The following is a 22,220-nucleotide window of genomic DNA, read 5'->3' as shown; positions in this document are numbered from 1 at the left end:
CTGAGGTCGGTTCATTTATGTTGAACTTATTTGTATTTCTTCCAGTCCATTCGAGATTCGTTCAACAGCTCCTCAAAGGACTTGTTTTTCTCTCTTTGCTTGGCTTCAAATTGCTTGCGCGCCGCTTCTTCTTCTTTCTGTTTCTGAATTTCCTGTTCCTTGTCTTTCTTGATTTGCTTTAACTGCTCGGCCATTTCACTGCTTAGGAAGTCTCCTAGGCTTAAGCCTTTATCAGCCTCTTTGGGTTTAGATGTTGGTTTAGGTGTTGGTTTTTTCTTCATAGCGCCCTCCACTAATGCTTACGCGGCAATTCTCCAGTGAGTTGATACTGCTCGGCTAAGGCATCAATCTCTTTTTTAAGCTCTGCCACAAGTTCTTGTTCCGGTATTTTTCTAACAATTTCCCCGTGTCGGAAAAGAAGGCCCTCTCCGCGCGCACCCGCGATCCCAATATCGGCTTCCCTCGCCTCTCCTGGGCCATTGACCGCACATCCAAGCACGGCCACTTTAATCGGAGCTTTAACCTTACTGATATAGTCCTCAATTTCATTGGCGACGGAAATTAAATCAATCTCAATTCGTCCGCAAGTCGGACAAGAGATTAGGGTAGCAGCGTTGGCCGCTAGTCCGAAAGTCTTTAACAGTTCGCGACAAACCTTAATTTCTTCCACCGGGTCCGCACTAAGCGAAATCCGGATGGTAGACCCGATGCCTTGAGCGAGTAAAGCGCCTAGTCCAGCCGCACTTTTTACGGTTCCTGAAAAGATAGTGCCCGCCTCGGTGATTCCCAAGTGCAGCGGATAAGAAAAAGCCGCGGAGGCCTTGGTATATGCCTCAATCGCTAAGGGTACATCGGAAGCCTTCAGGGAAACAATGATATCATGGAAATCAAGATCTTCGAGAATCTGAATATGATGCAGAGCGCTCTCGACCATGGCGTCCGCAGTAGGATATCCATATTTATCTAGAAGGTGCTTTTCTAGAGATCCAGCATTCACTCCAATTCGAATGGGAACGCCTCTCTCTTTACAAGCCTTAACGACTTCCTCTACTTTTTCCCTTTTCCCAATATTCCCAGGGTTGATTCTTACTTTATCAATGCCATTCTCAATCGCCTTGAGAGCCAGCTTATGATCAAAATGTATATCTGCCACAAGTGGGATGTGAATTTGCTTTTTAATTTCGCGGATCGCTTCCGCAGCTTCCATATTATTTACCGTAACACGTACAACCTGGCAACCTGCTTCTTCAAGTCGAAGAATTTGCTCCACGGTAGACTTTACGTCCGCCGTTTTGGTAGTAGTCATACTCTGAATGACGACTTGATTACTTCCGCCAATCGTGAGATTCCCCACCTTGATTGGCTTCGTTTGCGTTCTATGGTACATGACATAACTCCTTTTTTACTGGATAAAGGTCTACTTATATTGTAAACAATCTGGGCAATATGTCGATATTGTTTTTCACCCCACAGGGGGCATAAACTCTTTTTTAATTTTTAAAAAAATTCTGTCAAAATACAGATGTTTATGATATAATAAGTTTACCTCATAACCTTTGTTTTTTCTCCTCAGCTCCTGAGGAGATTTTTATTTGAAAAAAGGAACGGTTTATACCGTCCCTTCAGGATCCGCTACTGCGCTTTCGATAGCTAGCCGAATTCGTTCCCCTAAATGGCTGAGCTGCGAGATTTGACCAAATTCCCATAGCTCTTTGAAGCTTTGGTAGAAGCGGTCGGCTTCCGTTACCTTGCCATATGTGTATAGCCTCTGAATGTCTCGTAAAATATTGCTCACCATTTGAGACTTCGTTTCAAACTCCTGCTGGGCCTCTTTGACCTCTTCACGGATAAGTGACATTTCCTGATCCAGCTCGTGGGCAGCCTCGGCAGCCTTGACTAGCCGCTTGCGAATATGAGGGGGAATGTTTTGTTCATATTTATAATTAAGAGAATGCTCAATGGTCGCCCAGAAATTCATGGCTAGCGTACGGATCTGGATCTCAGCCAAGATTTCTTTAGGGCCAAGTGAGGTTTGGACAGGATATCTTACAATGATATGATGACTGCGGTAGCCACTGTCCTTTTGGTTGTTTACATAGTCTTTTTCATAAAGAAATTCCATATCTTTCCTTAGTAAGATCAATTCCTTCACTTTTTCGATGTCGTCTACAAATTGGCACATCACACGAATACCGGCTATATCTTCAATGCCCGTCTCAATATTTTCCATGGGGACATTCAAGCGCTTCGCTTTTGAAAAGATGCTGGAGATTCGCTTGACCCTGCCTGTAACAAATTCGACGGGTGAATATTCTTCTCTTTTTTTATATTCCTTTCGGATTCCTTTAAACTTTATTTTTAATTCTTCTACCGCTTGTTCGTACGGTATCAAAAATTTGTCCCAGTCACGATTACTCACTCCGATTCCTCCTGCCAGAGTTTTTCCCTCCCATCCATCAAACGAGGGAAATCATGCTAATGCTTCCGAATCTATTTTACAGGATTTCTTCGGGATAAGAAAGTTATGAGGCCTCTCAACTTAACCGAGAGGCCTCCATTCGTTCATTATACAAGAACCGGTTTGTCGCATCTGCTCATCATATCTTCTATATCTTTAACAGATTGTTCCAGTTCTTTTATATCTTCGTCTAGCAACTCCTTTAAGCGGATTTTGTCTTTCAATAATTTCCTAGTATGTTCGAGTCGCTGCTTGAGATCGAATACGCCTAAGTACATGTCGAATCCCTCCATATTACCTATTCCTTGTTTTTAACCTTTATATCTATATGCACTATGGATGGAAAACTTGACACTTTTTTTCACACTAGGACACCCATTTGGCCACAATGGGGTATCCGAAAGGCTCATCTTTAGCCGCATAAATAATTCCTTTAATGGGGTACCATATCCCAACAATTCCAAAGAAAATTAATAGCGGAATCCCGATTAATACGAAGGATAGCACGAACGAAATAAAAATGCAGAAGCTCAGCAGAATATGGAACAAAAGTGCTTGGATGGCAAAATCCTTAACTTCGTGATCTTTCGTAATCAACATAAAGATAACAGGTACAAGAATAGGAGCAAAAAAAGCACTGGCATGTATCACAATAAAAGACCCTTTTCTATCCAAGATGTATAGGCCTCCTTTCATTGGTTCTCTTTTATATTTACGATGAAGATCGCAAAATAGTTTCGCTTGTGGTGAAGAAATAGGTGTGGGAGAGCGGGGCGAGTGCGAACCCAGAATGGGCACAGTTGGTGCCCCCCAGGCCGCTCAAGGCTCGGATCTGGGAATCAAAGCTGTCGATTGATGCCCTCCAGGCCTGCCGAGGCCCGGATCTGGGCACCAAAACCCTCGTTTGATGCCCTCCAGGCCTACCAAAGCCCGGATCTGGGCACCAAAACCACTCTTTGATGCCCTCCAGGCCGCCTGAGGCGTGCATCCGGGCACCAAAACCATTCTTTGATGCCCTCCAAGCCGCCCGAGGCCCTGATCTGGGCACCAAAACCACTCTTTGATGCCCTCCAGGCCGCCTGAGGCGTGCATCCGGGCACCAAAACCATTCTTTGATGCCCTCCAAGCCGCCCGAGGCCCTGATCTGGGCACCAAAACCACTCTTTGATGCCCTCCAGGCCGCCTGAGGCGTGCATCCGGGCACCAAAACCATTCTTTGATGCCCTCCAAGCCGCCCGAGGCCCTGATCTGGGCACCAAAACCACTCTTTGATGCCCTCCAGGCCGCCTGAGGCGTGCATCCGGGCACCAAAACCATTCTTTGATGCCCTCCAAGCCGCCCGAGGCCCTGATCTGGGCACCAAAACCACTCTTTGATGCCCTCCAGGCCGCCTGAGGCGTGCATCCGGGCACCAAAACCATTCTTTGATGCCCTCCAAGCCGCCCGAGGCCCTGATCTGGGCACCAAAACCACTCTTTGATGCCCTCCAGGCCGCCTGAGGCGTGCATCCGGGCACCAAAACCATTCTTTGATGCCCTCCAAGCCGCCCGAGGCCAGGATCTGGGCACCAAAACCCTCGTTTGATGCCCTCCAGGCCGCCTGAGGCGTGCATCCGGGCACCAAAACCATTCTTTGATGCCCTCCAGGCCTGCCGAGGCGCACATCAGGGCATCAAACAAAAAAACTTGCCCCACCATCCCCGGTGTTTGAGCAAGTTTTTTCCACTACTTGAATAAATTTAACCTGTCCAGCCGTGCCACAGCTTCCTTCAAGCGCTCTTCGTCGGTGAGCAGACCGACTCGGACATATCCTTCGCCATAGGATCCGAAGCCTTTTCCAGGAGCGACTACGATATGTGCTTCTTCAAGCAGCTTGTCCGCAAAGGAAACGGAGGTGTAGCCATTGGGAACCGGCAGCCAGGAAAAAAACGATCCTCTAGGAGGCTGTGCTTTCCAGCCGATTTCCTTCAATCCCTCAAAAAATACATTCCGTCGGCTTTCGTACGTTGACACCAGTTGTCGGACGCAATCCTGAGGAGCCGTTAAAGCATGGGCTCCCGCCATCTGTACGGCACCGAATAAGCTCACAAACAGGTGATCCTGCAGGAGGTTCACGAGGCGAACGATCTCGCGATTCCCTACCACGAACCCTACTCTCCAGCCGGCCATGTTATACGTCTTCGATAAAGTATAAACCTCGACGCCGACTTCCTTGGCTCCAGGAGCCTGCAGGAAGCTGATTGGCTTGTTTCCGTCGAATCCGATGGCCCCATAGGCGAAATCATGGCAAACCACGACCCCATGCTTCTCAGCAAATCGAACCGTTTCCTCGAAGAAGGAAAGAGGAGCTGTTGCCGAGGTAGGGTTATTCGGATAGTTCAAAAACATCAGCTTCGCTTTGTTCAGATGGTCTTGCGAAATTTCATGAAAGTCTGGAAGATAATCTGCAGACTCTCGAAGGGGCATAAACGACATTTCGGCCCCGGTTAAGGCTACGCCAGACCAATAGTCCGGATAGCCCGGATCCGGAACTAAGCAGACGTCTCCAGGATTTAATAACACCTGGCAAACTTCAATGAGGCCTGTCTTTCCTCCAAATACGATGGCGACCTCCTGCTCCGGATCTAACTCCACACCATGCTCCTGAAGGTACCAATGAGCCATTGCTTCTTTTAATTCCCTTCTCCCTTGAAAAGGAGAATATTTATGATGCGTAGGATTGGCTACCGCCCTTTGCATTTCCTCTACAATATGAGCAGGGGTAGGCTGGTCAGGGTTCCCTTGCCCTAAATTGATAATATCATGTCCGGCTTTAACGGCCTGACCCACCTTAGCAACGAGTGTGGCGAAGAATTGCGTAGGCAAACCTTTCATGATGTCCGCTGATTCGATTTTCATCCTATCATGCTCCTCTTAATTTTTACGGAGTCGCTTGGCAACGTAGTTTCCGATGGACTGAACTCCTTGCACAATGATGACAAGAAGGACTACCGTCCAAAACATGACGTCGAGTTCCCAACGCTGATACCCATAACGAATCGCTAAATCTCCAAGTCCCCCTGCACCAATTACCCCTGCCATGGCGGTTGCGCCAATAAGCCCGATCGTGGCAATCGTTAAGCTAAGGGTAATGGCGGGTCTCGCTTCTCTGACCATCACGCGCCAGATAATTTGGCCGCGGCTGGCTCCCATCGCTTTAAACGCCTCAATGACTCCCGCATCTACTTCAAGCAGAGCTTGTTCTATTAATCGCGCGATATAAGGAGCTGTATAGACCACAAGCGGTACAATCGCTCCTTTTACCCCAATGGAAGTACCCACAATCAGCTTGGTAAACGGAATAATCGCTACCATTAGGATAATAAAAGGTATGGAACGAAGAATATTAATCACGACATTCAACACATTGTAAACAATCGTATTCTCATAGATATGCTTCGGTCGGGTAACGACAAGCAATACTCCTAAAGGCAATCCAATCAAGGTGGAGATGGACAGGGCATAGAATACCATCCACCAGGTTTCCACGATCGACGTTAAATATAGACTACTTCGGTCAAACAAGCTAGTCAACATCATGCAGCACCTCCACCGTTAAGCCTTCTGCTTGTAGATACTCAATGGCTTCTCGAATCACTGCCGCTTCCCCGTTTAACTTGAGGATGAGGCTACCAAAAGTCGTATCCTTAATCTGTGTAATATTCCCAAACAGTATGTTGGGACGCAAAGGAAAGCGTGTCGCGAGCTCTGCAAAAAACGGCTCTGTTGTGTCTTCACCGATAAAAGACACACGGATCAATTCCCCATTTGCTCTTTCCCGTTGGAATTTAAGCTGCAGGCTTTCCGGTAAATTGATATCAAAGATATTTTTAATAAAATTACGTGTCGTTTGCGTTTGTGGTTTAGAGAAAATGTCCAACACACTTCCTTGCTCGATCACATGACCGTTTTCCATTACCGCTACCCGATCACAAATTTTCTTTATGACGTGCATCTCATGCGTGATGAGCATGATCGTGATGCGAAGCTTTTGATTAATATCAAGCAAGAGATCTAAGATCGAGTCCGTGGTTTGGGGATCCAATGCGGAGGTGGCTTCATCGCATAGCAAAATTTCCGGATCATTCGCTAGGGCGCGAGCGATAGCGACCCTTTGCTTTTGCCCTCCAGACAATTGGGAAGGGTAAAAGCTCCCTTTATCCGCTAATCCCACCAACTGAAGCAAGTCCGTCACTTTCTTCTCTATTTCCTTCTTCGGGGCATTCACGAGTCTTAGAGGAGACGCAACATTTTCGAATACCGTACTCGAGGATAAAAGGTTAAAGTGCTGGAAAATCATCCCGATCTTTCGGCGCGCTTCCCGCAAAGGCTTCTCCGCAAGACCTGTCAGCTCCACTCCATTCACGACCACGGAACCAGAGGTAGGAGTCTCTAAAAGGTTTACGCATCGAATAAGGCTGCTTTTTCCTGCCCCACTATATCCAATCACGCCAAAGATTTCGCCTTTTTGAATTTCGATATTTACATTCTTAACGGCCTCAACTTGCCGTCCCGCTTGATCGTAGGTTTTATATAAGTTTTTGAGTTTAATCATGAAGCTAAAACCTCCCGTCTTCAAATTTCAAAACCAAACAAAAGAAGGACCTCCAGTAAGGAGGCCACTCTTCCTAAACATTACCAACCTGGCACGACAGAGCCTTGGAATTGTTCTTCAATAAATTGTTTTACTTCATCAGACTGGTAAGCTTTTACCAGCTGCGCGATTTCCGCGCGATCCTTGTCTTCTGTACGAACGGCAATCAAGTTTACCCATGGAGAATCCTTTGGCTCGATGAAGATGGAATCATTTGTTGGGTTATAGCCGTGTTCCATTGCAAAGTTCGTATTGATCGCAGCTGCGGCTAAGTCATCAAGAGCTTTAGGGATAAATGCTGCTTCTAGTTCTTTAAACTTTAGATTTTTAGGATTTTCAGCGATGTCATGAATGGTGGCCTTTACGCCAACCCCTTCTTTTAGCTTAATCAATCCAGCTAGCTCAAACAATTGAAGAGCGCGCGCTCCATTAGTTGGGTCATTAGGCAATCCAACCTCGGCTCCATCCGCAATCTCTTGAACATCTTTAACCTTAGTGGAGTAGATCCCCATTGGGAAATTGATGGTGTTGGCAACTTTGATCAAATCTAGGTTATGGTCTGTCTTAAATCTCTCAAGGTATGGCTCATGCTGGAAAATATTCGCATCCAATTGCCCCTCGGCAAGCACTTTGTTTGGTTGAACGTAGTCGTTAAAGGATACGATTTCGATTTCTAATCCGTCTTTCGCTGCAACTTCCTTTACTTTTTCCACGATTTCTTCATGCGGTCCTGCAGTAACTCCAACTTTAATCTTTGCTCCATTCGCGTCGCTAGCTTCGGTAGCCTTATCTCCTGAAGTGCCGCATCCCGCAAGCAAAGATATTGCTAGAATAGAAGTTGTTACTACTTTTGTCCATTTTTTCATTTTTCTGTACTCCCCTTTTATGTTTGTAGTAATTAGGAGAACGAACCTTTTTATCGTCATGACCAGGGCCCTTGGGTTCTGACAAATAAAAAACCTCTTCGAGAGAAGAGGTTCGACGTGTAAAGGTCACGGTTACGCTCTTATCTACCAGGACTGTTCCGTCCTGTGGAATTGGCACAGCATCTTCTCCTAGAAGATCCGCTGCCGGGTTTCATCGGGCCAGTCCCTCCACCTCTCTTGATAAGGCGACAATTCCGATAAGAATTGTCTGATTTATTATTACAGTTACTTTACCATCCTTTTAAATTCCTGTCAACAACTAATGCTGTAGTCGTCATGTGGATGTTAAAGTGAATTAACCTATATGAGAATATTACGTTTTGGTAAGACTGTCAAGATAGGCTCATAAATACAATATAGTTGAAAAATTAAATGTTTTGGGAAAGAGGGCAAAATAATCGGAATTGCCTCCGGTATTTTCCAGCTAGCAAAACAAAAAAGAGGGCTTCCACTAATGGGCGCCCTCTCAACTTGGAACTACTCTTGATTATCTGGCATTAAAGAAACAGGTCGTTGCGGCAAGAACGTCGAAATCGCATGCTTATAGACGAGCTGCTGCTTCCCATCGCTATCAATAACTATAGTAAAGTTATCAAAAGCTCGAATCAAACCTCTTAATTGAAATCCATTTACAAGATATATGGTAACTGGAACATTTTCCTTTCTTAAGTGGTTAAGAAACGTATCCTGAATATTAATGGAATTTGCCATTGGGGGTTTACCTCCTCTATTTATATCTTAGAAATTATATTCGTGCTCTTAGCACATCTTTCCTGCTACAAAGGTTCGAATATTTTCGACAAGCGACAGCCTATCCCCTGCATTGGTCATATCAAGCCAATGGATATCCTTCATGGACCTGAACCAAGTCAATTGCCGTTTAGCAAAATTTCGGCTGTTCTTCTTAATGAGTTCAACCGCTTCCTCTAACGGAATTTTTCCTTCAAGATATTGAACCACTTCTTTATAGCCTATTCCCTGCATGGAAGTCAAACTGCCAGGATAACCGTTATTCAGAAGACTTTCGACTTCTTGTACAAGACCTTGACTCATCATGACATCTACCCGATGATTAATTCTCTCATACAAGAGAGATCGCTCCATCGTTAATCCTAACAGGCACAGCTGATAGGGTGATTCCGGAGATCGCTTCTGAAATTCTGCCATTGGCTTGCCGGTGAGCTGATAGATTTCCAGGGCGCGTATCACTCGCTTCACATCATTCGTATGGAGACGCTCGGCGGTAATGGGGTCAACTTCCTGCAATCGAAGATGTAGCGCCTCTTTTCCATGAACATGGGCAAATTCTTCCCATTTGAGTCTTAAGGCTTCGTCTTTTGGTGCCTCAGAAAATTGATATTCATAAATGACCGATTGAATATAAAGACCTGTCCCGCCTACAATCATAGGAAGCTTTTCTCTAGCATTGATCGTCGCGATTAAGCTTTTGGCTTCTCGCTGGAATTCCGCAACAGAATACGGTTGATCCGGATCTAAAATATCAATTAGATAGTGTGGTATGGACTCCATCTCATCTGGCGTAATCTTTGCTGTACCGATGTCCATTCTTCTATACACTTGCATGGAATCACCCGAGATGATTTCTCCATTCAGCTGTTTGGCGAGATCAATACTTAATGCCGTCTTACCGACAGCGGTTGGACCAACTATAACCAAGAGCTTTTCCTTCATGCTCCATCCCCCTCAAGATCGAGGATCCCATAGGCAACTTCTTTGCTTTCCTTGCGTTCTACTTTGAAGCCTAACCGCTCAAACTCCCCGCTGCTCTTGCGCTCCTTTAAAACAATGCGGCGTCGGGCCACCCTTCTAGCTTGTTTGATAGCCTCTTGGCTAATGGCAGCTGGGTTCGCATAATGACGCAGAACCTTTAAGGCATCGGATTCCTGGATGCCCGCGCGAAACATCGGATCAAAGTAAACGACGTCGAAGCATTTATCTGGCAGCTCCTTGAGGAAGACTTCATGCTCCTTGCACACCACTTCCACTCTTCTCGCTGCTTCATCAAGCTCCTGATATTCCGCTACCGTTTTTAGCCCTTCTCGAACCAATAGAGCAACCGTGGATTCAGACTCCACACCTACAACCTTGCCCTTAGGCCCTACCCTATATGAGGCAACGATGGAATCTGAGCCAAGACCCATGGTACAATCCAACCACGAATCTCCTGGTTGAATTTGGCACATTTGAATCATTATATCATTATCGCCTGCTAGTAACCTCTTTATACGAACGCTAGACATGCCGGGATGAAAAAAAAACGGCTGCTTCGTCCCCTTCACATACCAAAGAATACGCTCTTGGGTTACGACTAGACATTCCTCGGTGGCTTCTTCATGATAAATGGCTTCAATCGATCTGCCCCGCCGTGAAACTACACGGCCGTTAGTCAGGTGCGCCCAATGGATCGCTTGATGGATCAGTTCTTCATTTTCCTTTTGTGCCGTGGTTACCACCATCATCCGTTACATCACTCGCTTAAACATTTTTTCAATCTCATATTTGGAAAAGTGGATAATGATCGGCCTGCCATGCGGACAAGTATAAGGAGAGTCTGTTATTCGCAGCTTGTCCAGCAAACCTTCCATTTCCTGATGATTAAGATGTCGGTTGGCTTTAATTGCCGCTTTGCAAGACATCATAATAGCTGCTTTCTCCCGCAGTTTTAGGGTATTAATTTTCGATTCACCGGAAACGATCATGTCCACCATTTCATGGATTAAAGCCTCTTCTTCCCCCGCTACGAACCAGCGAGGGCAAGCGCGCACAAGAAAGGTTTGAGCTCCGAAAGGCTCTAGCTCAAGACCAATCTCTTTGAACCACTCCATTTTCTCTTGGACCTGCTTCACCTCTTTGAGCGACAAGTCGATGGATAAGGGAAACAAGAGCTCTTGCATCTCCACTTCTTCTTCATTCAGTCTAGCCAAAAAATACTCATACCATATTCGTTCCTGAGCAGCATGCTGGTCGATGATATAGAGCCCTTCTTCACTCTGAGCTAGAATATAAGTTCCGTGCAGCTGGGCAAGCGGATAGAATTCCGGAACCTCTGGACGGGGTGGCTGTTCGGGTTGAACAGGAACAGGAACAGGAACTGGAGCTGGAGTTGAAGTTTCTTTTTCCTCGACGGGACGTAACAGCTGTTCTTTTTTGGGCTCCTCTGCCTGTTTTAAGAACCAGTCTGTATAGCGTTCCGTCGTCTCCGACACGCTTTGCTCATACACATAGGGCTGACTTCGGGGCACCGAGCCCGTTGGATCGGCTTGTATCTGCGGACGAACCGCAGGCCGGCTTAAATCAAGTCTAGTCTGGATCGTCGCTTCGGTGGTTTGCGTTTTTGCCGGTTCCGGGATGAGCCGTTGGCCTCCTAATACCTCTTTAACCTTCCCTTCCACCCACGTAAGCAGCTCTTGCTCCTTGCTAAGCCGAACCTCCAGCTTAGAGGGGTGGACATTCACATCCAACAGAGAGGGTTCCATTTTGATATTCAGGACAGCAATCGGGTAACGATTGATGGGCAAAAGCGTGTGGTAGCCGCGGAGTATCGCCCCGTTTAGAGCTGGATTGCGGACATATCTGCCGTTGATAAGCAGCGAAATATACGAGCGATTGGCACGAGTGAGCTGAGGGTTGCCCAGATAGCCTTCTAGCTTGAAATCGAGGTTCTCAGCCCCAATGGGCAGCATCTCCTTCGCTACTCCCATGCCGTATACCGAAGCAATAACATGAAGCAGCTGGCCGTCGCCATACGTCTGAAAAACGGTTTTGCCCTCATTAACCAGCAGAAAAGATATATCAGGATAAGAAAAAGCCAAGCGATTCATGTAATCAGAAATATGGCCGAGCTCGGTCTGAATGCTTTTCAAGTATTTTAGTCGAGCAGGTGTATTATAAAACAGCTCTCGGACTCGAATTTCCGTCCCTCTCGAATGAGCGATGGTTTCAACCGATTGGATTTTTCCGCCTTCCATCACGACTTTCGTGCCTGCCTGACCGGCATGGTGACAACTCTTTAATTCCAATCGGCTGACGGCTGCGATACTAGGCAAGGCTTCCCCCCGGAAGCCTAAGGTAGCAATTTGGAATAGGTCTCTTTCTCGTTTAATTTTACTCGTCGCATGACGTTCAAAGCAGAGGTGGCAATCCTCGCTAGACATTCCGCTCCCATTATCTATAATCAAGATTTCCTGAAGTCCGCCTTCTTGAATATGTACCTCCACCCGCGTACTCCCTGCATCAATTGCATTTTCTACTAGTTCTTTTACTACGGAGGCTGGTCTTTCCACCACTTCACCCGCAGCAATCATATTGGCTAACCGGTCGTCTAATACTTGGATGACCCCCACAGTAACACCTTCTTTCTAGCCTTATCATATCACAGAAACTAAGAAGGCTACTAACGAAAGCCTTATGCGTATTATACTTTCTGATAAGTGAAAAAAAGGAACCAGTTTTAGGTTCCTTTATCCTTGGTAATATAGCCGTTGGTCCCGTTGGATCGTCTGCACTCTTCCTTGCTCGAGAAGAAGATCCAGATGTCCAATCACTTCGGAAAGAATGAGAGACATCTCCTCCTTGAGACGCTCGCCAAACATCGCGATCGAGATTTCCCAAGCTGTTTTTTCTCCTCGCTGCATCAAGTCAAGGATAGCATCTGCTCTTTGTTCCTGACGCTCTAGACGGTTCTCAATCAGCGAAGATACTTCTTCGATCGGTTCACCGTGACCAGAATAAACCTTCTCTATGTCCATACGTAGACATTTTTTCAGCGAATCGCGATACTGAATCAGAGTTTTCGGGCGTTCTACATCTGCTTGGGGTGCTTCGAGAATCGCATTAGACGAGATATGTTTAATCAAATGGTCCCCGCCTAACAGGATTTTTTGGTCCCGCTCATAGAAGCAGAGATGATCCTGAGAATGTCCAGGCATGTGATAGATCTCCCACTCTTCGTGTCCGGGTAGGCCCTCTCCTCCCTTTAACCAGCCATGGATCTCGGCCGTTGATCCGAAATCATCGTACAGCTTCTTATGCCCAATGGCTTGACTTGCCACGCGCTCGGGAACGCCATGGAGCAAATATAATTGTTCAAAGTAGTCCACTGCACGTTTTAACTTTTCTTCATCCCGTCGAACAAACATCTCGCTTAAAGGATGGCAATAAAGCCTTGCTCCTTTGATCTCCTGAATCCTAGAAGCAAGACCATAGTGGTCAATATGATGATGAGTGAGCAGTATCTGATCTATATCTCCTGGAGTCAATCCATGGGCTGCCAGCCCCCTCTCCAGAGCAACCCAAGCCTCAGGCGTGTTCGGGCCAACATCGACTAAAGATACAGCATCCCCCATGAGCAAATAGACATTGACATCCCCGACGGCAAACGGAGTGGGGATGATAATTTGCTCCAGACGTTCCTTCTTACTTAGCGTTACCATGTGATCACCTCCATTGTCTAAATGACTGAATAATCATTCATTTAGTATATTATACCATATTTATCCCATTATTGCCTTGGGAAATTATATAGTAGTGTATTTCCCCTTCCGTCAAGGAAGATTATACTTACCCCATGAAGAAAGGAGGACAAACGGGTGGACCCCAAACATAACCGTGCCATTTCCCTTCACCATTATAACAGTGTAAGGGACCCTAATGAACTGCAAGAAGGGCGTGTTGAGGGATTGAATGTATACGAAGCCCTCCTGCGCCCCAACGAGACAACAACCGCAGCGAAAAAAAAATAGAGGGGGAAACCCCTCCTAGTAGCGATGAAATTCTTCTGGCGTATCGAAGTCCAGCTCGTTATCAAAGTAATAATTCAGCTTGCCATCGATACCTAAGGTCTGATCCACAGCCTGAATCATCTCATTTAAAAATTCAGTTGCGGAACCTTCTGTTTTTAGTGAGGCTTTGGTCACATTCGGAATATTGTCTTCTCCTAATGTGATGGTCATGTTAAAATGCTTATTCACCAGTTCAACAATGGTTTCCATCAGGTTCTCTTTTGTAGACATTTGATCTTCCCCTAACCTTCTATTTGGGTTAGTATGCCACGATCATTCTTTTAATATAAAAACATCGACCTGCTGTACGCCGTACTGCATGATATTTCGCCTGGACTGGTTAATAAAAATGTCGATCTTGTTTCCTTTAATCGCCCCTCCGGTATCTTCCGCTACAGCGAGAAATCCCTCCGATGGCAAATACGGACACTTATACCCTGTCACAAAAAGCTTTGTCCCCAGTTTAATGACCTTAGGATCGACGGCCACCATGCCAAAAGCTACTCGTTTCCCTGTAGCGGTTCGGGAACCCACATGCGGACCGTAAGCCGTTGAGCGCATCGAAAGCTTCTTCGAATATTCATAGCTTCGACCGGAAACGGAGACCACCTTCTCACGAAGGGGAGGCGGAGGGCCAAAGGCCATGCGGTCTAGTAAGACGGCGACTTCTGCTCTTGTGGCCTTCTGTTTCGGGTTGAACTGCCTTTCCCCAATTCCTACAATCCAATTTTGTTCGGCTGCAAAAGCTATAGCAGGGCGGGCCCACTCGCTAATATCGTCATCATCAAGGAACTTCTTCTGTTGCTTTGCAGGTTTTATTGGCTGTTTGAGACGGGTAGCAATGGTAACCATTTCTTCCCTTGTCAAAAAGCCATAGGGATCAGTCCAGCTTGGCTTCGATCCCTTCAGGAGCTGGTATTGGAGAGCAATCGTAACTTCCTCGTAATAAGGATCTCCTTTTTCAAAGTTCCTAAAGACAGGATTGGGTGTTATATTTTTACTTGTCAAATTCATAATTTGAACCATCATCGCCAGAAATTCAACCCTTGTAACAGGGTCCAACGGTCGAAACTGTTTTCCCTCGAGGGGCAGCATCTTTTTTTCATCTAATCGTATAAGGCTCGCTTTTGCCCAGTGGGCTTCATCCACATCTGTAATGGCGGCGGCCTTAAATGGAACAAAATAAACCAACATTAAGACGAGTATTCCCAATCTCAACTTCATTCCTCCTCTAAACTCGTGATGCACACCGTCCATCTATATGTCGAAAAAACAAAGTTTAGAAGGAAAAAAGTTCAGAAGGAAAAAAAGCTTAGGTAAATTACCTAAGCTTTTGCTTCATCTCATGCAGGAAGTTGAGCGCCTGCAGGGGTGTCATATTAATGAGATCGACTTCTTTGAGCTCTTTTAACCACTTATCCTGCTTGCGTTTCGGATCTTCTGATGCCTTCACATCAGAGGATTCCTGTCCAGCGAATAAATCGAGCTGAAAGTTCTGGGTTGGCTCTTGCGGGGGTGGAGCGGCAACCGAATCTTTATAGCCAGTGAGCAATTGCTGGGCACGCGTCACAATATCATCAGGTAATCCTGCTAGCCGGGCGCAATAGATGCCGTAACTTTCATCCGTAGCCCCTCGCTTAAGCTTGCGAAGGAAGATCACGTTGTTTTCTTTTTCTTGGACCGCCATATGATAATTTTTCACGCCTGGCAACAGCTCTTCCAGAACAGCTAATTCATGATAATGAGTGGAAATTAAAGCTTTGCACCCTACATGATGGTGTAAATATTCGATGACTGCCTGAGCGATGGACATCCCATCATGGGTTGAAGTTCCCCTTCCAATTTCATCAATGATGACGAGACTATTGGACGTTGCTTCTGTGGTCATGAGTTGAATATCCTTCATTTCCACCATAAAGGTACTTTGCCCGCCCACAAGATCATCTGCAGCTCCGATGCGAGTAAAGATTCGGTCCACAACAGCCAGACGGGCCTCTTTAGCAGGAACGAAGCTTCCAACCTGAGCCATGATCACGATAAGGGCCAATTGGCGCATGTAGGTACTTTTTCCCGCCATATTGGGGCCTGTAATCAGTAAAATTCTTTGGTCGGAATCATCTAAGAGAGTATCGTTTGCGATAAAAGACTCGTTCGTAAGGACGCGTTCTACCACGGGATGTCGTCCTTCTCGAATCGCGATCGTAGGCTCAGCTGAAAACTCAGGTCGAACCAATCGGTATTCTTGAGCAATTTGCGCGAATGAACACAAGACATCTAAAGAAGAGACCTGCTTGGCCAGTTCCTGTAAGCGAACGGTTTCTCGCGCTACCTGCGTTCGGATATCTATAAATAGCTGGTATTCCAACTCTGTTAATTTTTCTTCCGCCTCTAGAATCAGGGCTTCCTGCTCCTTTAATTCAGGGGTCACGAATCGCTCGGCATTCGCCAGCGTCTGTTTCCTTTCATATCGCCCTTCAGGAACAGATACTAAATTGGACTTTGTAATTTCAATATAATAACCGAAAATTTTGTTATAGCCGATCTTTAATGATTTTATCCCTGTTGCTTCCCGCTCTCTTTGTTCCAATTGGGCGATCCACTTTTTGCCGTCTCGACTAACGAGCTTAAGCCTATCCAAATACTCGTCATATCCCTCTCGAATGATACCGCCCTCTTTTAGAGATATAGGAGGATCTTCGGTGATCGCACCATCAATCAGCTCCACGAGATCTTTACATTCATCTAGTTGGCTCACTAGCACCTCAAGCCCGCCCGGCAGATCTTGCGCCCCCATTAATAACGACTTGATCAAAGGAATGAAGGCCAATGAGTTTTTAAGATTAGCCAAGTCCCTCGCATTTGCGTTTCCATACGAGATCCGCCCGGCCAATCGCTCAAGATCATAGATAGACTTAAGGTAACTTCTTATTTCCTCGCGAAGCATCAGCTTCTCAGATAAGTATTCGACCGCATCCAAACGCTGCTCAATATTCTGTTGTCTAGCCAATGGCTTGTCCACCCATTTACGCAGCAATCTGGCTCCCATGGGAGTAAGCGTCTGGTCTAAGAACCAAAGCAAGGAACCTTTCTTGGATTGATCCATTAAGGTTTCGGCCAGCTCCAGATTTCTCTTGGAATGATGATCGATGGTCATATATTCAGCAGAGCTATAAAGGTCGATCTTTTGAATATGTCCTAGTGTTCTTTTTTGTGTATCGTGAAGGTAGGATAACAACATCCCCACATTTTTCCAAAGAAGAGATGAGTTCATGTCTTGAACATTAAACTGGCTCTTCACGAACCGCGCAAGTGTCTCCTCCTCTAGGGACGGTAAGGATTGAATGGCTCGTATCCCCATGGCGTAAAAGTGATTCCGGAGTTCCTGTTCACATGGACTGTCACAAATTAAGATCTCTTTTGGTTGATAAGACAAGGCCTCTCCGACTAGTCCATGAAGGCTATCGACTGATGTCGCGTGAAAATGCCCCGTAGAAATATCACAAGCCGCTAAGGCAAAGCTATCGTCCTGCATCCAAACCGCTGCTAGATAATTGCTTTCTCGATCCGTTAACATCTTTCCTTCCATGACGGTTCCAGGAGTGAGGACGCGGACAACCTCCCTTCGCACCACTCCCTTGGCTTCTTTCGGATCTTCCACTTGCTCGCAGATCGCGATTTTATAGCCTTTTTGCAGTAAGGCTTGAAGATAGCCCTCAACTGAATGATAGGGGACTCCGCACATCGGGATCTTTTCTTCCCCTCCCCCTTCACGTCCAGTAAGGGTAATCTCCAATTCACGAGAAGCCTGAATCGCATCTTCAAAGAAGAGCTCATAAAAATCTCCTAAACGAAAAAAAAGAAAGGCATCTGGGTAGTCTGCCTTTATAGATAAGTATTGCTCTATCATCGGTGTATATTTAGCCATACGAATTCCTCTCCTACTTCAGTAAATCCCTCCCTATTATATCATAAAACCAGCGATTTTCTCCTGGAATAAGGGGGGATTTGCCACGCGCCACGGATGTCCTTAAATTCGTCCCACTCTTCCATTCGGAAGATGCTATCCTTCAGAGGATTAATATATTTATGGTACTTGAAATAAGCTGGAAGTTTTTCTAGATTGCCCCAGATCGAACGAACAGCCGATAGCATCACATCTTTATTTCCTTCGTAGAAGGCCTGTTGGATCGAGGGATTCAAAACAGGCAGCTGGTTTAACTCGGTGTAGGATTCTGCAATGACCTTCGCCAGAGAAAGAACACCCTTAGTCACGCGGGGAGATACGAGCCAACTAGGAAGGGTTCGGTATTCAAAGCCACCATGAAACTGCATTCGGAAATCTCCCAGGAAGCCATACTTAGGTCTTCGGGCTAACGAATGTTGATTCTCTAATAGCATCAGAGGGAATGCGAGATAGGAATCTAAGGCGCGTAAAAAAGAAGAGTTGACCTTGGTTTGACTAAAGTGAATGTGACCTCCAATGGGATACCCCTTAACAGGCATGCCTCCGGCTAGCCACTCAATCGATGAACTGGCAATTTTCCTTTCGGCTAACAGCATGGCTTTATAAAGATTTACGGTTAATTGACGGGGTTCCGGAGAGGGTTCCGGGCGTAATTCGGCTAATGGATGCTGTCTTCTGTTTTGGTTAATGGAAATATTATCGCAGCCTACCCTCCCCTTTTTGCCAAAAAAACGAGAAGCTAGAACCATTTTTCCACTGGCTTGATTTCGAAACATGAATTCCGGATCTGCTCCCAATACGACAGGCTTAGGAGCCTTAGGTTGATACTGAGAAATGTAGTCGCGAAACGCTCGCGCATACTTCAAAGCAAGACCCTCATTTAACCTAGGAGTCGGTGTGATGTCCATGACATTAATGGAACCATTGAGTCCAATGGCAATCAAGACACCTCCAAAATCCAGCCCTGCAGCATAAAGACTACGTACGGCAAGCCGACAAACTTTTCGGATCTCTCTTATGCTTGGGTTGATCTTGATTTCCTCATACGTATCATCCGAGTTCGCTGAAATTTCATTGGTGAGCCATACTTTTCTTCCTTTTGAACGATACAGTCCCAGCTCCTGCTGTTGAAAAACAGGAACAAAATACCTTCTCACGGTTGCTACCTTCTTGGCTTGATACCTGCTATCCAGAATGGGAATTCCGTTCCAACTTAACAGATCCAACATGAGGCTGCGATTCGATACATTGTATAGCCCTTCCGCTCCATTCAGTACATGCTTGTTTGGATCCTGTGTTGAGAAAGTATTGACTCCCCATTGAATCACGATATCGGGGTCTACACTGGGCATGGTTGTGCCGCTGGGTATTTTTAAATGGGATAGTAATGGGGCCAATGAGATCTGCTTAGAATATAACAAGAATGCTGACATTGAACTCTTCCTTTCTCCAACATCAAGGGTACTTCCTTTAATGTCAAGAATACCGCCATTGCTCCATAACAGCATATGCACCTATGCTTTGAGGGTGCATAAGAGAAAATGACAAAAAACAAAAAGGGAGGAAACTCCTCCCTTCCTTAATCAAGGTCGTCAATAAGACCGTCTAGGTCATCAAAGTCTTCAACATCCTCAAGGTCGTCAAAGTCAATATCCTTCTCGTTATCATCGCAGCTGTCGCAAACCACAACGCACAGCTTCGTTTCACCGATGACCTCTACGGCAAATTCACTTTCGACTTGCACCAGAATCTCTCCGGCAGAGGCGATCCGGGCTTCTAGGCAATTTGGCTGTTGCGTCGCTTGCGCATATACTTCCAAACTTCCTCTTGCATTATTATCATAGAAGGAAAGGGGCACGTTTTCGACAAAGGAAACATTTTCCTTAATAACGGCTGTATCCGTATTGTTGTTATACGATACCCAGATTTGCACATCGTAAGAACCGGACACCTCAATCACGTCACCTACCTTATCTGCCTCAAAGGTATGGTTAATGATCCAGGCTCCCAAAATGCTCGTAGGTCTTTGTTTTGGGGTAATGGTATGCGTACGCTGTGAGAACTTACGACCTTTTCCACAGACCGCTTTTGTAAGAATTTCACGGCACTGCATTTCTTTATCTGTACTCGGCATTGTTTTTACCTCCTCCATACTGCTTTTCAGTACATTTGTATGCAGGACATTCGTCTAGGGTGCAACATTCACTTTGACAAAAGTGAAATTCACAAACGTACTTCCAAACCTAAGATGTTTTTCTATATTTACTTTTAGCCTATGCAGGTCATTCGTCTAGGGTTCTTACTTCTTCTGACACACAAAAAGAGCACAAGACTGGTGTCCTGTGCTCTCTTACTTCCCATTATTCTATTAGCAGCAACCGCAATCATCGTCACTATCGCTTGCCTTTGCCTTCGGGTAGCCAGTTTCTCCGCTTAGAGGATCCCCTCCCGTAGACACAATGATATTCTGTGATACGGTGTTCGCAATCACATTAGTGACCATCTGAAGCAAGTCATTAATGTCCACTTGGGTTTGCTTGAACTCTGAAACCAGTGGAATCTCGTCGAGCTCTTCCTGAAGCTGATCTATCTCAGCTTCTACTTTTTTCAAGAGTTCAGCACGACCTAGGTGTTCTAACGCCACCGCTTCTTTTTGCTTTTTCTTAATGGCGGATATCATCTCTTGGACCTTGTGATTGGCCTTAATCTGCTGCTCCGCTTTCTTATAAAATTCAACTTCGCTGGAGCTCGCAATCAGATCTGCTAACTCCTTTGCCTTATCTACAATCAAACTAGAATTAATCACTTGCTCATTCCCCATCCCCATCAAGCCTCCACTTTCGTCATGAGATCCCCATATAGGGTCCATGTTTTTGCCTCTGTAATTTTAACATGGACAAACTTCCCGATACAATCCTTAGGACCAACAAAGTGGACCAGCTTATTGCTTCTTGTCCGGCCTGAAAGCACTTCGGGGTTATTTTTCGACTCTCCTTCAACTAAGAGCTCCACAACCTGGCCTGTCAACGCCTCATTTTTCTCACGGGCAAGGCGGTTCACCACTTCCATTAAGCGATGAAGACGTTGCTTCTTGACCTCTTCTGAAATGTCGTCCTCCATGCCAGCAGCAGGTGTGCCATGTCTTGGGGAATAGATAAAGGTATACGCCGAATCATACCCCACTTCTTCAACTAGAGACATGGTATCCTGGAACTGCTCTTCCGTTTCCCCTGGGAATCCGACGATAATATCGGTGGTCAAGACCACATTTGGTATAGCTTTCTTGATCTTGTTTACCAGTTCAAGATACTGTTCTCTGCTATATTTTCTAGCCATTTTTTTCAGCACTTCGGTGTTACCCGATTGAACAGGAAGATGAATATGCTCTACCAAGTTCCCGCCTTTTGCCAGTACTTCAATCAAGTGATCGTCAAAATCACGCGGGTGACTGGTTGTAAACCGAATTCTAGGTACGTCTATTTTGGAGATGTCATCCATTAAATCCCCAAATAAGTACTTACGATCAGTTAAGTCCTTTCCGTAAGCATTCACGTTTTGCCCTAATAAAGTGATTTCCTTATAGCCTTGACGAGCTAGTTCCCGAACCTCGGAAATCACATCTTCCGGCAGACGGCTGCGCTCTTTTCCTCTGGTATAAGGAACGATGCAGTACGTACAGAATTTATCGCAACCGTACATGATGTTGACCCAAGCCTTTAAGCCGCCCTGGCGGACCTTAGGCATGTTTTCAATCACATCGCCTTCTTTAGCCCAAACTTCAACGACCATTTCTTTGCTGTAAAGGGCGTCTCTCAATAGAATAGGAAGACGATGGATATTATGCGTACCAAAAATCAAATCCACGTGTTGATATTTTTGCAGAATTCGATTTACGACCGATTCGTCCTGAGACATGCATCCACATACGCCAATGATCATGTCAGGGTTCTCTAGCTTTGCCGCTTTTAGTGCGCCGAGATGGCCGAAAACTTTATCTTCCGCATTTTCACGGATGGCACAGGTGTTATACAGGACAATATCGGCTTTTCGCTCATTGTCCGTAGCGCTATACCCCATATTCTCGAGAATACCAGCGATGGTCTCACTATCATGTTCATTCATCTGGCATCCAAAGGTAACCAAGCAGTACGTTTTATTTTTACCCAATTCCTTGAGCTCGTCAGGAACAGGATCAAAGTTTACCACCATGATTTCTTCTTTGCCGCGACGCTTCGCTTCTTTTTGAGAATATCCGACGTCCTCGGCTGTCTTCGGCTTTTTCTTTTTATCCTCTGGGTTAAAGGTGCTCTGGAAATATTGGCTATAATCTTTGTCAGACAATTATATTCACTCCTTAAGGGAAACTGGCTTTCCCCTATCTAAGATCCTCTTCATAGTGTTTACACATTTAACTACCCTATTATAACAAAAGCCACTCA

22 protein-coding genes and 1 riboswitch are annotated in these 22,220 nt (G+C 45.7%); of the genes, 1 reads left to right on the top strand and 21 read right to left on the bottom strand.

Annotated elements, in window-relative coordinates; genetic code table 11:
- Window positions 1–26: 26 nt before the first annotated feature.
- The 14 genes from EIZ58_RS10120 to EIZ58_RS10060 form a co-directional block, all read right to left on the bottom strand.
- Window positions 27–281, bottom strand: a complete 255-nt coding sequence (locus tag EIZ58_RS10120; RefSeq protein ID WP_134700478.1) for a YqkE family protein — start codon at window positions 279–281, stop codon at window positions 27–29.
- A gap of 11 nt (window positions 282–292) precedes the next feature.
- Window positions 293–1,387 carry a flavodoxin-dependent (E)-4-hydroxy-3-methylbut-2-enyl-diphosphate synthase gene (gene ispG, locus EIZ58_RS10115; RefSeq protein ID WP_134700476.1) on the bottom strand — a complete coding sequence of 365 codons (1,095 nt, stop codon included), beginning with the start codon at window positions 1,385–1,387 and terminating at the stop codon, window positions 293–295.
- A 222-nt stretch (window positions 1,388–1,609) separates the two neighbouring features.
- Window positions 1,610–2,419: a GTP diphosphokinase gene (gene yjbM / locus EIZ58_RS10110; protein ID WP_134700474.1), complete on the bottom strand. Its 810-nt coding sequence runs from the start codon at window positions 2,417–2,419 to the stop codon at window positions 1,610–1,612.
- A gap of 146 nt (window positions 2,420–2,565) precedes the next feature.
- Window positions 2,566–2,736, bottom strand: a complete 171-nt coding sequence (locus tag EIZ58_RS33235; RefSeq protein ID WP_167577593.1) for a hypothetical protein — start codon at window positions 2,734–2,736, stop codon at window positions 2,566–2,568.
- An 88-nt stretch (window positions 2,737–2,824) separates the two neighbouring features.
- Window positions 2,825–3,133 (bottom strand): DUF4870 domain-containing protein, encoded by a 309-nt coding sequence (locus EIZ58_RS10105; protein ID WP_134700472.1) that lies wholly within the window; start codon window positions 3,131–3,133, stop codon window positions 2,825–2,827.
- Window positions 3,134–4,182: 1,049 nt separating this feature from the next.
- On the bottom strand, window positions 4,183–5,355 hold the full coding sequence (locus EIZ58_RS10100; protein ID WP_134700470.1) for a pyridoxal phosphate-dependent aminotransferase: 1,173 nt from the start codon (window positions 5,353–5,355) through the stop codon (window positions 4,183–4,185).
- Window positions 5,356–5,370: 15 nt separating this feature from the next.
- Window positions 5,371–6,033, bottom strand: a complete 663-nt coding sequence (locus tag EIZ58_RS10095) for a methionine ABC transporter permease (protein ID WP_134700966.1) — start codon at window positions 6,031–6,033, stop codon at window positions 5,371–5,373.
- On the bottom strand, window positions 6,023–7,051 hold the full coding sequence (locus tag EIZ58_RS10090) for a methionine ABC transporter ATP-binding protein (protein ID WP_134700468.1): 1,029 nt from the start codon (window positions 7,049–7,051) through the stop codon (window positions 6,023–6,025). The genes EIZ58_RS10095 and EIZ58_RS10090 overlap by 11 nt, the downstream gene beginning before the upstream one ends.
- Window positions 7,052–7,131: 80 nt before the next feature.
- Window positions 7,132–7,956 (bottom strand): MetQ/NlpA family ABC transporter substrate-binding protein, encoded by an 825-nt coding sequence (locus tag EIZ58_RS10085; RefSeq protein WP_134700466.1) that lies wholly within the window; start codon window positions 7,954–7,956, stop codon window positions 7,132–7,134.
- A gap of 137 nt (window positions 7,957–8,093) precedes the next feature.
- Window positions 8,094–8,203, bottom strand: a riboswitch (SAM riboswitch).
- A gap of 290 nt (window positions 8,204–8,493) precedes the next feature.
- Entirely contained in the window at window positions 8,494–8,727 is a 234-nt protein-coding gene (gene hfq / locus EIZ58_RS10080; RefSeq protein ID WP_129197296.1) for an RNA chaperone Hfq, read from the bottom strand.
- A 48-nt stretch (window positions 8,728–8,775) separates the two neighbouring features.
- The gene (miaA, locus tag EIZ58_RS10075; RefSeq protein ID WP_134700464.1) at window positions 8,776–9,708 is read right to left on the bottom strand and encodes a tRNA (adenosine(37)-N6)-dimethylallyltransferase MiaA; all 933 of its coding nucleotides are present in this window, start codon (window positions 9,706–9,708) and stop codon (window positions 8,776–8,778) included.
- Window positions 9,705–10,496, bottom strand: coding sequence for a class I SAM-dependent methyltransferase (locus tag EIZ58_RS10070; RefSeq protein WP_134700462.1), 792 nt, complete (start codon window positions 10,494–10,496; stop codon window positions 9,705–9,707). Before EIZ58_RS10070 ends, miaA begins: the two co-directional genes overlap by 4 nt.
- A gap of 3 nt (window positions 10,497–10,499) precedes the next feature.
- Window positions 10,500–12,380 (bottom strand): DNA mismatch repair endonuclease MutL, encoded by a 1,881-nt coding sequence (gene mutL / locus EIZ58_RS10065; protein ID WP_134700461.1) that lies wholly within the window; start codon window positions 12,378–12,380, stop codon window positions 10,500–10,502.
- A 117-nt stretch (window positions 12,381–12,497) separates the two neighbouring features.
- Window positions 12,498–13,469 (bottom strand): MBL fold metallo-hydrolase, encoded by a 972-nt coding sequence (locus tag EIZ58_RS10060; RefSeq protein WP_134700460.1) that lies wholly within the window; start codon window positions 13,467–13,469, stop codon window positions 12,498–12,500.
- Between the two features lie 156 nt (window positions 13,470–13,625).
- Between EIZ58_RS10060 and EIZ58_RS33230 the strand changes: the two genes are divergently transcribed.
- Window positions 13,626–13,778, top strand: coding sequence for a hypothetical protein (locus tag EIZ58_RS33230; RefSeq protein ID WP_167577592.1), 153 nt, complete (start codon window positions 13,626–13,628; stop codon window positions 13,776–13,778).
- Window positions 13,779–13,793: 15 nt separating this feature from the next.
- On the opposite strand, the gene EIZ58_RS10055 is transcribed toward EIZ58_RS33230, so the two are convergent.
- The 7 genes from EIZ58_RS10055 to miaB form a co-directional block, all read right to left on the bottom strand.
- On the bottom strand, window positions 13,794–14,048 hold the full coding sequence (locus EIZ58_RS10055) for a hypothetical protein (protein WP_134700459.1): 255 nt from the start codon (window positions 14,046–14,048) through the stop codon (window positions 13,794–13,796).
- A 42-nt stretch (window positions 14,049–14,090) separates the two neighbouring features.
- The gene (locus EIZ58_RS10050; RefSeq protein ID WP_167577591.1) at window positions 14,091–15,035 is read right to left on the bottom strand and encodes a 3D domain-containing protein; all 945 of its coding nucleotides are present in this window, start codon (window positions 15,033–15,035) and stop codon (window positions 14,091–14,093) included.
- A gap of 103 nt (window positions 15,036–15,138) precedes the next feature.
- Window positions 15,139–17,742 carry a DNA mismatch repair protein MutS gene (gene mutS, locus EIZ58_RS10045; protein ID WP_134700457.1) on the bottom strand — a complete coding sequence of 868 codons (2,604 nt, stop codon included), beginning with the start codon at window positions 17,740–17,742 and terminating at the stop codon, window positions 15,139–15,141.
- A 41-nt stretch (window positions 17,743–17,783) separates the two neighbouring features.
- A complete protein-coding gene (locus tag EIZ58_RS10040) occupies window positions 17,784–19,214 on the bottom strand; it encodes a putative amidoligase domain-containing protein (protein ID WP_167577590.1) in 1,431 nt (476 codons plus the stop codon).
- Between the two features lie 146 nt (window positions 19,215–19,360).
- Window positions 19,361–19,915 (bottom strand): outer spore coat protein CotE, encoded by a 555-nt coding sequence (gene cotE, locus EIZ58_RS10035; protein ID WP_134700455.1) that lies wholly within the window; start codon window positions 19,913–19,915, stop codon window positions 19,361–19,363.
- Between the two features lie 234 nt (window positions 19,916–20,149).
- Window positions 20,150–20,602 (bottom strand): YlbF/YmcA family competence regulator, encoded by a 453-nt coding sequence (locus EIZ58_RS10030; protein WP_134700454.1) that lies wholly within the window; start codon window positions 20,600–20,602, stop codon window positions 20,150–20,152.
- Window positions 20,603–20,607: 5 nt separating this feature from the next.
- A complete protein-coding gene (gene miaB, locus EIZ58_RS10025) occupies window positions 20,608–22,122 on the bottom strand; it encodes a tRNA (N6-isopentenyl adenosine(37)-C2)-methylthiotransferase MiaB (RefSeq protein WP_134700453.1) in 1,515 nt (504 codons plus the stop codon).
- Window positions 22,123–22,220: the final 98 nt, after the last annotated feature.

Source organism: Ammoniphilus sp. YIM 78166 (assembly GCF_004522215.1).
Lineage (GTDB): Bacteria > Bacillota > Bacilli > Aneurinibacillales > RAOX-1 > YIM-78166.
This window is presented reverse-complemented; position numbering and strand designations above follow the sequence as displayed.